Source organism: Sporosarcina sp. GTC18466, from assembly GCF_055389225.1.
Window position 1 is genome coordinate 2,477,754 of record NZ_AP044037.1, and the last position, 11,806, is coordinate 2,489,559.

At 52.1% G+C, this 11,806-nt stretch carries 6 protein-coding genes, 7 tRNA genes and 3 rRNA genes; all 16 read left to right on the plus strand.

Going from position 1 to position 11,806, the window contains the following annotated elements; genetic code table 11:
* Window positions 1-46 precede the first annotated feature (46 nt).
* The 16 genes from ACZ5FK_RS12225 to ACZ5FK_RS12300 all read left to right on the plus strand — a co-directional run bounded on the left by ACZ5FK_RS12225 (window position 47) and on the right by ACZ5FK_RS12300 (window position 11,690).
* Window positions 47-388, plus strand: a complete 342-nt coding sequence (locus tag ACZ5FK_RS12225; RefSeq protein ID WP_464805175.1) for an anti-sigma factor antagonist — start codon at window positions 47-49, stop codon at window positions 386-388.
* Window positions 375-848, plus strand: a complete 474-nt coding sequence (gene rsbW / locus ACZ5FK_RS12230) for an anti-sigma B factor RsbW (RefSeq protein WP_464805176.1) — start codon at window positions 375-377, stop codon at window positions 846-848. Before ACZ5FK_RS12225 ends, rsbW begins: the two co-directional genes overlap by 14 nt.
* Window positions 823-1,608, plus strand: coding sequence for an RNA polymerase sigma factor SigB (gene sigB, locus ACZ5FK_RS12235; RefSeq protein WP_464805177.1), 786 nt, complete (start codon window positions 823-825; stop codon window positions 1,606-1,608). The genes rsbW and sigB overlap by 26 nt, the downstream gene beginning before the upstream one ends.
* Entirely contained in the window at window positions 1,608-2,213 is a 606-nt protein-coding gene (locus tag ACZ5FK_RS12240; RefSeq protein ID WP_464805178.1) for a PP2C family serine/threonine-protein phosphatase, read from the plus strand. The genes sigB and ACZ5FK_RS12240 overlap by 1 nt, the downstream gene beginning before the upstream one ends.
* 106 nt (window positions 2,214-2,319) lie before the next feature.
* Entirely contained in the window at window positions 2,320-4,473 is a 2,154-nt protein-coding gene (locus tag ACZ5FK_RS12245) for a Tex family protein (protein ID WP_464805179.1), read from the plus strand.
* 8 nt (window positions 4,474-4,481) lie between these two features.
* Entirely contained in the window at window positions 4,482-4,958 is a 477-nt protein-coding gene (locus ACZ5FK_RS12250; RefSeq protein ID WP_464805180.1) for a SprT family protein, read from the plus strand.
* Window positions 4,959-5,103: 145 nt separating this feature from the next.
* Window positions 5,104-5,175: transfer RNA gene (locus ACZ5FK_RS12255), tRNA-Glu, on the plus strand.
* Between the two features lie 77 nt (window positions 5,176-5,252).
* Window positions 5,253-5,327 (plus strand) — tRNA-Gln (locus ACZ5FK_RS12260).
* Between the two features lie 248 nt (window positions 5,328-5,575).
* A tRNA-Lys gene (locus tag ACZ5FK_RS12265) sits at window positions 5,576-5,651 on the plus strand.
* A 75-nt stretch (window positions 5,652-5,726) separates the two neighbouring features.
* A tRNA-Leu gene (locus ACZ5FK_RS12270) sits at window positions 5,727-5,813 on the plus strand.
* 22 nt (window positions 5,814-5,835) lie between these two features.
* Window positions 5,836-5,912 (plus strand) — tRNA-Arg (locus ACZ5FK_RS12275).
* A gap of 10 nt (window positions 5,913-5,922) precedes the next feature.
* Window positions 5,923-5,996: transfer RNA gene (locus tag ACZ5FK_RS12280), tRNA-Gly, on the plus strand.
* Window positions 5,997-6,471: 475 nt separating this feature from the next.
* Window positions 6,472-8,023, plus strand: a 16S ribosomal RNA gene (locus ACZ5FK_RS12285).
* 362 nt (window positions 8,024-8,385) lie between these two features.
* Window positions 8,386-11,320, plus strand: a 23S ribosomal RNA gene (locus tag ACZ5FK_RS12290).
* Window positions 11,321-11,393: 73 nt separating this feature from the next.
* A 5S ribosomal RNA gene (gene rrf, locus ACZ5FK_RS12295) occupies window positions 11,394-11,509 on the plus strand.
* Together the 16S, 23S and 5S rRNA genes with 7 tRNA genes alongside form the textbook arrangement of a ribosomal RNA operon.
* 105 nt (window positions 11,510-11,614) lie before the next feature.
* Window positions 11,615-11,690, plus strand: a tRNA-Asp gene (locus tag ACZ5FK_RS12300).
* Window positions 11,691-11,806: the final 116 nt, after the last annotated feature.

Sequence of the window (11,806 nt, forward strand, 5' to 3'; positions counted from 1 at the left end):
GTTAGTACACGATGTTGTAGAAATTATGATTCGGGGTGTGAAAAAAGTGAATTTACAAGTTCAATTGTCGAAACAGGATAGCATTCAATATTTTAAGATCATCGGTGAAATCGATGCCTTTACAGCACCGGTCCTCCGCGAAAAACTTTCGGAAGTCGAGGGTGTGCAGGATCTGCACGCAGAACTCGACCTTTCGCAGGTGGACTATATGGACAGTACGGGACTCGGCGTCTTTGTCGGTTTCTATAAGGCTGTCAAAGCGAACGGAGGGCATGTCAAGATTACCGGACTGAACCGCCGTCTAAGCAGGCTGTTTGAAATCACGGGCTTGAGTGAGATTATCGACATCGAGAAGAAAGAAAGTGGGGACAATGATGCAACAGTATGATTATGTAGAGATCAAAATTCCCGCCAAGGCGCAGTATGTCGGTGTCGCTCGGTTGATGATCTCAGGAATTGCAAGCCGTCAAGGATTTACATATGACGATATCGAAGATTTGAAGATTGCTTCGAGTGAAGCGATCACAAACGCAGTCCAGCACGCGTATCAGGAAGAAGAGGAAGGGGAGGTTGTCGTCGGCTGTGCGCTGTATGAAGATCGTTTTGAGATCATGATTGCAGACCACGGAACGAGCTTCGACTTCGAAGAGACGAAGAAGCATATCGGACCATACGACGAGACAGCTGAAGTCGAATTCCTCCGCGAAGGCGGACTAGGCCTATACCTGATGGAAACGCTCATGGATGAAGTTAAATTACACCATGAGGAGGGCGTGACGGTCTTTATGACCAAATATCTCGGCGGAGAGCGGGGCGAAGACAATGTCAAACGAACAGCCAACTCATAAGCCGGATACAAAAGAGAAAGTGCTCCAGTGGATCAGGGATTTCCAGGACAGCGGAGATGAGGAGGCGCAGACGAATCTGGTATTGCACTATGAACGTCTCGTCCACTCGATCGCCCGTAAATATTCCAACGGCAAGCCGTACCATGAAGACATCGTTCAAGTGGGCATGCTGGGTCTTCTCGGAGCCATTCGCAGATACGACCCGGATCTAGGGCGCAGCTTCGAAGCGTTTGCGGTTCCGACAATCGTCGGGGAGATCAAACGCTTCCTTAGAGATAAGACGTGGGCAGTGCATGTGCCGCGGCGCATCAAAGAGCTGGGTCCGAAGATCAAGGCTGCGGCCGAAGTGCTGACGACCGAATTGCAACGGTCGCCGCTTGTCAGCGAAATTGCGGATTACCTTGAGACCGATGAAGAGCTGGTGCTGGAAGCGATGGAGATGGGCAGGAGTTATCAGGCCCTTTCGATGGACCATACACTCGAAGCTGATTCGGAAGGCGGCACTGTGACATTGTTCGATATTATTGGAGAGCAGGACGATGGATTCGAGAAGACGGATCACCGTTTGGTTGTGGCGAATGCACTCAACGTCCTGTCGGAGCGGGAAAAGCGGATTATCCAATATACATACATCGAACAGCTCAGTCAAAAAGAAGCGGGTGAACTACTGGGCATTTCGCAAATGCATGTATCCCGCCTGCAGCGGAAAGCGATCAAGAAACTGCAAGAAGCAATATTGTCAGCTGGTGGTGCTACGTAGTGGAGACGTTTAAGAACCAATTTGTAGAAGCATACATTTATAATTCGGCGAAGCATGGAAATAATGAATCAGGCGATGTGTACTTCATCCATTCGGAAGAAGACTACTTCATCTGTGCCATTGCGGACGGGCTCGGCAACGGCGTTGTTGCCCGCCAGTCGGCCGAGGTAATTCCCCGGGTGCTTGCAGAACATCATCACGAGTCGCTGGATGAGCTGCTGAACCGCTGCAACGAGCATATGGTGCAAAAGCGGGGGGCGGCCGTAGCGATTGTGAAAGTCGATTATATGAAGTGTACGATCGAATATAGTTGCGTAGGCAATGTCCGATTGTACATTTTGCATAACGGCCAGAAAATGCTGTATCCACTTCCGGTGATGGGCTATTTGTCTGGACGTCCTCAAACGTTGAAAACGCAGGAGTATGAATTTCAAAACGGGGATCTGTTCTTTCTCCATTCCGACGGGATCACCATGAAAAGTCCCAAGATGACCATGCAGGAAAGCGTCAATGCCTACGAACTGTATAAAAAAGTGGAAAAGACAGCACTGAGCGGGGATGATGCCACATTTATCGCAGGCAGTCTTCTCAGGTCGGATTGCTGATTCCATATGGACAACTAGCCTGCTTCTACAGGAAGCAGGTTTTTTTGCGTCCTTTGACGAATCAATTTGGTACACTAAAGGCATGGCAGAAAGGGTGGTAGGTTATATGGCAACAATCATCGAGGCGACGGCGAAACGCGCCAATATCAATGAGCGGCAAACTGCGAACGTCATCGAACTGCTGGAAGGCGGGAACACCGTGCCTTTCATCGCGAGATATCGGAAAGAGGCGACCGGTTCCTTGGATGAAGTGCAGATCAAGGCAATCGAAGACGCATACCAATACGAAAAGAACCTCACGCAACGGAAAGAAGAAGTCCTGCGCCTGATTGAAGAACAAGGCAAGCTAACGGCGGAATTGAAGAAGGAAATCGAAGGGGCGGCTGTGCTGCAGCGAGTAGAGGATCTATACCGTCCGTACAAGCAGAAACGGCGAACGCGGGCCGCTGTCGCGATCGAGAACGGGCTTGAGCCGCTGGCAGAACGCCTTCTTGCTTTTTCAGGGACTCCAGTGGAAGAACTCGCAAAGCCTTTCATTAATCCGGAGAAAAATGTGGAGAATATCGAGGACGCACTGGCAGGGGCACGGGATATTATCGCCGAACGTATGGCGGATGACGCATCGCTTCGGGATAAGGTGCGCAAATTGACGCGCCAGGACGGATTGATGAAATCGGTTATCCGAAAAGGGGCTGAAGACGAAAAAGCGGTTTACAGCATGTACTATGACTATGCAGAACCGCTGAAAAAGACTGTGCCTCACCGTGTACTTGCCATGAACCGCGGAGAGAAAGAGGAAGTGCTTCGTGTAGGCGTCGAGTTTCCGGCGGAGCGCATCATCGGTGAAATGGAACGCGCCTATATTAAGAAGACGCATTCTCCGGCAGCAGCTCAAGTGAAGGAAGCTGCGGAGGACTCGTTCAAACGATTGATCGCGCCTTCGGTCGAACGGGAAATCCGCACGGAACTGACCGAGAAAGCAGAAGCGCAGGCGATCCATGTCTTCTCGGAAAACCTGAAAAGCCTTTTGCTGCAGCCGCCGCTGAAAGGCCATGTCGTCCTGGGAGTCGACCCTGCGTTTCGAACCGGCTGCAAGCTTGCGGTCATTGATGAGACGGGCAAGGTGCTCGATATCTCTGTCATGTATCCGCATCCTCCAAAACCGAAAAAAGAAGAATCGAAACGGATCGTTTTTGATCTCGTCTCAAAATATCAGGTAACTCTGATTGCGATCGGCAACGGAACGGCATCAAGGGAGACGGAAAAATTTATCGCGGACTGCATTAAGGAGATGCCTGGCACAGTGCCTTACGTCATCGTCAATGAGGCGGGGGCGAGTGTCTATTCCGCCTCCGAACAGGCGAGGAGCGAGTTTCCCGATCTGCAAGTGGAACAGCGGAGTGCCGTTTCCATCGCGCGCCGGCTGCAAGATCCGCTATCCGAACTCGTGAAAATCGATCCCGAATCAATCGGCGTCGGCCAGTACCAGCATGATGTGGCGCGGAAGAAACTGTCGGAGTCATTGGCGTTCGTCGTCGAAACGTCCGTCAACCGGGTCGGCGTCAATGTCAATACGGCGTCGACGTCCTTATTGCAATATGTCGCCGGGTTGTCTAAGACGGTGGCGGAAAATATCGTGAAGCGCAGGGAAGAAGAGGGGCGTTTCACAGGGCGTGCGCAGCTCAAGAAAGTGCCGCGTCTCGGAGCAAAAACATATGAGCAGGCAATCGGCTTTCTCCGGATACCGGATGCGAAAAACAGGTTCGACGCAACAGGCATCCATCCGGAGAGCTATGAGATTGCTGAACAGGTCCTGGAGGAAGCAGGTATTGACAAAAAGATGCTCGGCAAACCGGAAGCAGTGGAGGCGCTTGACTCTCTTGACTGCAAAAGCCTGGCAAGCAAGCTGAATGCAGGGGAAGTGACCCTCCGTGATATCATCCAAACACTTCAGCGGCCGAACCGCGACCCTCGAGATGATTATCCGCAGCCGCTATTGAAAGCGGATGTCCTTGATATGGATGATCTGCATGAAGGAATGGAAATGCAGGGAACAGTGCGGAATGTCGTCGACTTTGGCGCGTTCGTTGATATCGGCGTACATGAAGACGGGCTTGTCCATATCTCCAAGTTGAAGAAAGGATATGTCAAACATCCGCTCGACGTTGTCGCATCAGGCGATATCGTCACTGTCTGGGTAGAAGGAGTCGACAAGGCGAAAGGACGCATTTCACTGACAATGCTGCCGCCGGGGAAATGAGTATCCTCATGTCGCAACAAGAATTGCAGATGCTCGTAGAGGCCATTTCGCAGAACGTCTTCGGAAAACCATTCCGGCACCAAGCGGCTTTTAACGGAAGACTGCGGACAACCGGGGGCCGCTATAAGCTTTCAGACGGCTCCATCGAAATTAATCCGCTAGTGATCGAGAAATACGGCAATGAAGAACTGGCCGGAATCATTAAGCACGAACTCTGCCATTACCATCTGCACCAGGAAGGGAAAGGCTATAAGCACGGAGACCATGATTTCAGGCAGTTATTACAGCAAACCGGTTCACCGAGATACTGCAAACCGCTTCAGGAAACGAGAAGGCGCCCGAAGACGATCCATCTATATAGATGCAAGGACTGCGGCGCAGAGTATAGCAGAAGAAGAAGGATGGACGTACGGAAATATAGATGCGGCAAATGCGCGGGTCTGATTGAGTACGTGCATAGCTTGCAAGGGGAAAGACCGCTGTAATGGCGGTCTTTCTTGCTTTCGTGAAGTTCTTTTAAAAAAGTTGAGGAAAAGTGTTGACGGATCAAACAGGAGTCTCTATAATAGGAAAAGTCGGTTGGGGAATTGCTGAAAAGCAACCCGGACAGATGAATGAAATACGAAACACGGCCCCTTGGTCAAGCGGTTAAGACACCGCCCTTTCACGGCGGTAACACGGGTTCGAATCCCGTAGGGGTCACTTTTTCCTTGACAAAGCGTTTGACACGCTTTATAATTAACACTCGTTGCGCTAAAATGCAAAGCGATACATCCTACTGGGGTATAGCCAAGCGGTAAGGCAACGGACTTTGACTCCGTCATTCGTTGGTTCGAATCCAGCTACCCCAGCCAATCGTTATAAACGCGTTGCGTTTAGAACGATTTGCGAGAAATACCGCAAGGTATTTGGAGCACAAAGCCTCGCTTGTAGAAAAGATGAAGGTATTTGGAGCACAAAGCCTCGCTTGCAGAAAAGCTTGAAGGTATTTGGGGCACAAAACCCTAGTCTTAACAGGCTGAAGGTATTTGGGACACAAGATATTGCCAACAACTCCGGTTGGTTACGATCCTGGATGAGGAAACAAGGAAAACATATGCACGAGCCATTAGCTCAGTTGGTAGAGCATCTGACTTTTAATCAGAGGGTCGCAGGTTCGAATCCTGCATGGCTCACCATTTCTTCTCTTGAAAAAAGTTATTGACTTTTGGATAGAAAGTTGTATAATAAAACTTGTTCTTGAAAAGAATAATGCGGTAGTGGCGGAATGGCAGACGCGCTAGGTTGAGGGCCTAGTGGGGGTTAACCCCGTGGAGGTTCAAGTCCTCTCTACCGCACCAAATTTTATTTTAATAACACCGCGCGCCCGTAGCTCAATTGGATAGAGCGTCTGACTACGGATCAGAAGGTTGTGGATTCGACTTCTGCCGGGCGCGCCATTTTTATCACGCGGGTGTAGTTTAGTGGTAAAACCCCAGCCTTCCAAGCTGGTGATGAGGGTTCGATTCCCTTCACCCGCTCCAAACTTTTTATAAATATACGCTTGACAAACTGATTGCAAAGCGTTATATTAGAAAAGTTGCTGCAAAGGCAACTTCAACATGAACCTTGAAAACTGAACAGCAAAACGTCAACATAAAGTTCAGAAGCCGACTCCGTCGGCGGACGAACAACAATGGACATCATTAAGATGCCAGCAAAGAAATCGAGCTACTCGAATTTCTTCAACCTTTCTTATACAAGAGAGGCATCTGGCGGCCGAGACGTAGTGCAGTGCTAGGAGACGATTGAGTCAAGGAGGGAGCGTGCTTTGGCACGTGACCGACTGAACGAATGAAGTCGACAACGCAATGCGCTGTGTATCGGTCCGCCAGACTGGTGTGCGAGACGTGGTGCAGTGCTAGGAGGCAAGCGAGCGAAGGAGGGAGCGTACATCAGTACGTGACCGACTGAGCGAGCGCGGCCGACAACGCAATGCGCTGCGTATCGCTCGCCAGATTTATGGAGAGTTTGATCCTGGCTCAGGACGAACGCTGGCGGCGTGCCTAATACATGCAAGTCGAGCGAATGACAGGGAGCTTGCTCCCTTGATTTAGCGGCGGACGGGTGAGTAACACGTGGGCAACCTGCCCTGCAGATGGGGATAACTCCGGGAAACCGGGGCTAATACCGAATAATCAGTTCCTCCGCATGGAGGAACTCTGAAAGACGGTTTCGGCTGTCACTGCAGGATGGGCCCGCGGCGCATTAGCTAGTTGGTGGGGTAACGGCCTACCAAGGCGACGATGCGTAGCCGACCTGAGAGGGTGATCGGCCACACTGGGACTGAGACACGGCCCAGACTCCTACGGGAGGCAGCAGTAGGGAATCTTCCACAATGGACGAAAGTCTGATGGAGCAACGCCGCGTGAACGAAGAAGGCTCTCGGGTCGTAAAGTTCTGTTGCGAGGGAAGAACACGTACGGGAGTCACTGCCCGTACCTTGACGGTACCTCGTCAGAAAGCCACGGCTAACTACGTGCCAGCAGCCGCGGTAATACGTAGGTGGCAAGCGTTGTCCGGAATTATTGGGCGTAAAGCGCGCGCAGGCGGTCCTTTAAGTCTGATGTGAAATCTCGCGGCTCAACCGCGAACGGTCATTGGAAACTGGGGGACTTGAGTGCAGAAGAGGAAAGCGGAATTCCACGTGTAGCGGTGAAATGCGTAGAGATGTGGAGGAACACCAGTGGCGAAGGCGGCTTTCTGGTCTGTAACTGACGCTGAGGCGCGAAAGCGTGGGGAGCAAACAGGATTAGATACCCTGGTAGTCCACGCCGTAAACGATGAGTGCTAAGTGTTAGGGGGTTTCCGCCCCTTAGTGCTGCAGCTAACGCATTAAGCACTCCGCCTGGGGAGTACGGCCGCAAGGCTGAAACTCAAAGGAATTGACGGGGACCCGCACAAGCGGTGGAGCATGTGGTTTAATTCGAAGCAACGCGAAGAACCTTACCAGGTCTTGACATCCCGCTGACCGGCATGGAGACATGCCTTTCCCTTCGGGGACAGCGGTGACAGGTGGTGCATGGTTGTCGTCAGCTCGTGTCGTGAGATGTTGGGTTAAGTCCCGCAACGAGCGCAACCCTTGATCTTAGTTGCCAGCATTCAGTTGGGCACTCTAAGGTGACTGCCGGTGACAAACCGGAGGAAGGTGGGGATGACGTCAAATCATCATGCCCCTTATGACCTGGGCTACACACGTGCTACAATGGACGGTACAAAGGGCTGCGAACCCGCGAGGGGGAGCCAATCCCATAAAACCGTTCCCAGTTCGGATTGCAGGCTGCAACTCGCCTGCATGAAGCCGGAATCGCTAGTAATCGTGGATCAGCATGCCACGGTGAATACGTTCCCGGGTCTTGTACACACCGCCCGTCACACCACGAGAGTTTGTAACACCCGAAGTCGGTGGGGTAACCCTTACGGGAGCCAGCCGCCGAAGGTGGGACAGATGATTGGGGTGAAGTCGTAACAAGGTAGCCGTATCGGAAGGTGCGGCTGGATCACCTCCTTTCTAAGGATAATTACGGAATACAGATCTTCGATCTGTAAGTTGACGTTTTGCGTTCAGTTTTGAAGGTTTATCGAAAAGCGGAAAACACCGGTTAGCTCAACCGGCAGCTGGAGGGCTTGAGGTGAAATGCTTGCATTTCGTCCGAAAGACCGAAGCGGACGCGTGAGCTGGTGTTTGGAGCTGGACAATAATATCTTCAGACTTGTTCATTGAAAACTGGATAGAACGACATTGAAAGTAACAAGTAATCAACCGAGTCGATCACTTTTGTGATTGAACATGCAATACTTTGTAACGAGCTGGTTGTATTTATCGCTAAATACACCACTCAAACCATGGCACCTCTAGCAGGATGCCGAAAAGGTTAAGTTAGAAAGGGCGCACGGCGGATGCCTTGGCACTAGGAGCCGATGAAGGACGGAACTAACACCGATATGCTTCGGGGAGCTGTAAGTAAGCTTTGAACCGAAGATTTCCGAATGGGGGAACCCACTGCCCGTAATGGGGCAGTACGCTGCACGTGAATACATAGCGTGAGCGAGGCACACCCGGAGAACTGAAACATCTAAGTACCCGGAGGAAGAGAAAGAAACATCGATTCCCTTAGTAGCGGCGAGCGAAACGGGAAGAGCCCAAACCAGGAAGCTTGCTTCCTGGGGTTGTAGGACACTCTATACGGAGTTACAAAGGGCTGGGTTAGGCGAAGCGACCTGGAAAGGTCCGCCAGAGCGGGTAAAAGCCCCGTAGCCGAAAGTCCAGCCCCTCCAGAGTGGATCCTGAGTACGGCGGAACACGTGAAATTCCGTCGGAATCCGGGAGGACCATCTCCCAAGGCTAAATACTCCCTAGTGACCGATAGTGAACCAGTACCGTGAGGGAAAGGTGAAAAGCACCCCGGAAGGGGAGTGAAAGAGAACCTGAAACCGTGTGCCTACAAGTTGTCAGAGCCCGTTAATGGGTGATGGCGTGCCTTTTGTAGAATGAACCGGCGAGTTACGATTCCATGCGAGGTTAAGCCGAGAAGGCGGAGCCGCAGCGAAAGCGAGTCTGAATAGGGCGCATGAGTATGGGGTCGTAGACCCGAAACCAGGTGATCTACCCATGTCCAGGGTGAAGGTAAGGTAACACTTACTGGAGGCCCGAACCCACGTACGTTGAAAAGTGCGGGGATGAGGTGTGGGTAGCGGTGAAATTCCAATCGAACCTGGAGATAGCTGGTTCTCTCCGAAATAGCTTTAGGGCTAGCCTCAAACGTAAGAGTCCCGGAGGTAGAGCACTGTTTGGACGAGGGGCCCATCCCGGGTTACCGAATTCAGACAAACTCCGAATGCCGGATGACTTCTGTTTGGGAGTCAGACTGCGGGTGATAAGATCCGTGGTCGAGAGGGAAACAGCCCAGACCGCCAGTTAAGGTCCCCAAGTATCCGTTGAGTGGAAAAGGATGTGGCGCTGCCCAGACAACCAGGATGTTGGCTTAGAAGCAGCCACCATTTAAAGAGTGCGTAATAGCTCACTGGTCGAGTGGCGCTGCGCCGAAAATGTACCGGGGCTAAACGGATCACCGAAACTGCGGATTGACACCGATGGTGTCAGTGGTAGGAGAGCGTTCCAAGGGCGTCGAAGCCAGACCGGAAGGACTGGTGGAGCGCTTGGAAGTGAGAATGCCGGTATGAGTAGCGAAAGAAGGGTGAGAATCCCTTCCACCGAATGCCTAAGGTTTCCTGAGGAAGGCTCGTCCGCTCAGGGTTAGTCGGGACCTAAGTCGAGGCCGATAGGCGTAGACGATGGACAACAGGTTGATATTCCTGTACCACCTCCCCGCCGTTATCAGCAATGGGGGGACGCAGTAGGATAGGGTGAGCGCGCTGTTGGTCATGCGCGTCCAAGCAGTGAGGCGTGGAATGAGGCAAATCCCATTCCAGATGCGCTGGGCTGTGATGGCAAGGGGAATTATCCCCGGAGTCCCTGATTTCACACTGCCAAGAAAAGCCTCTAGCGAGGCGGGAGGTGCCCGTACCGCAAACCGACACAGGTAGGCGAGGAGAGAATCCTAAGGTGATCGAGAGAACTCTCGTTAAGGAACTCGGCAAAATGACCCCGTAACTTCGGGAGAAGGGGTGCTCTGGTAGGGTGAATAGCCCGAGAGAGCCGCAGTGAATAGGCCCAGGCGACTGTTTAGCAAAAACACAGGTCTCTGCAAAACCGTAAGGTGACGTATAGGGGCTGACGCCTGCCCGGTGCTGGAAGGTTAAGAGGAGGGGTCAGCGCAAGCGAAGCTCCGAATTGAAGCCCCAGTAAACGGCGGCCGTAACTATAACGGTCCTAAGGTAGCGAAATTCCTTGTCGGGTAAGTTCCGACCCGCACGAAAGGCGTAACGATCTGGGCACTGTCTCAACGAGAGACTCGGTGAAATTATAATATGCGTGAAGATGCGCATTACCCGCGACAGGACGGAAAGACCCCGTGGAGCTTTACTGCAGCCTGATATTGAATTCCGGTGCAGCCTGTACAGGATAGGTAGGAGCCTAAGATGCCGGAGCGCCAGCTTCGGTGGAGGCACCCGTGGGATACTACCCTGGCTGTATTGGACTTCTAACCCTTGCCCGTGATCCGGGCAGGAGACAGTGTCAGGCGGGCAGTTTGACTGGGGCGGTCGCCTCCTAAAGAGTAACGGAGGCGCCCAAAGGTTCCCTCAGAATGGTTGGACATCATTCGCAGAGTGCAAAGGCATAAGGGAGCTTGACTGCGAGACCTACAAGTCGAGCAGGGTCGAAAGACGGGCTTAGTGATCCGGTGGTTCCGCATGGAAGGGCCATCGCTCAACGGATAAAAGCTACCCCGGGGATAACAGGCTTATCTCCCCCAAGAGTCCACATCGACGGGGAGGTTTGGCACCTCGATGTCGGCTCATCGCATCCTGGGGCTGTAGTCGGTCCCAAGGGTTGGGCTGTTCGCCCATTAAAGCGGTACGCGAGCTGGGTTCAGAACGTCGTGAGACAGTTCGGTCCCTATCCGTCGCGGGCGCAGGAAATTTGAGAGGAGCTGTCCTTAGTACGAGAGGACCGGGATGGACACACCGCTGGTGTACCAGTTGTTCTGCCAAGGGCATCGCTGGGTAGCTATGTGTGGACGGGATAAATGCTGAAAGCATCTAAGCATGAAGCCCCCCTCGAGATGAGATTTCCCTTTACTTCTGTAAGTAAGATCCCTCAAAGATGATGAGGTGGATAGGTCCGGGGTGGAAGCGTGGCGACACGTGCAGCTGACGGATACTAATCGATCGAGGACTTAACCTTAATTACAACAGTAGTTGATTACGTTACACAATGTCACTTCTATCCGGTTTTGAATGAGCAATTCATTCACCTGTCTGGTAATGACGGCGAAGAGGTCACACCCGTTCCCATCCCGAACACGGAAGTTAAGCTCTTCAGCGCCGATGGTAGTAGGGGGCTTCCCCCTGTGAGAGTAGGACGTTGCCAGGCAGTCTGCTTTTTTCGACAGAGCTCTTTAATGGTTAGGATTGATCACTTACAATATAGCAGCAGTTTACGAGCCAAGAATCCTTTGTCGAAAACATACATATGAATGGTCCCGTGGTGTAGCGGTTAACATGCCTGCCTGTCACGCAGGAGATCGCCGGTTCGATCCCGGTCGGGACCGCCATTTACCTAACACATACCCGATTTTGGAGTTCGCTCCTGAATCGGTTTTTTGTATATTAGAGACATATTAATATAAAATAACTACCTCACAATGAGGGTGTATTATGAGACGCAGTG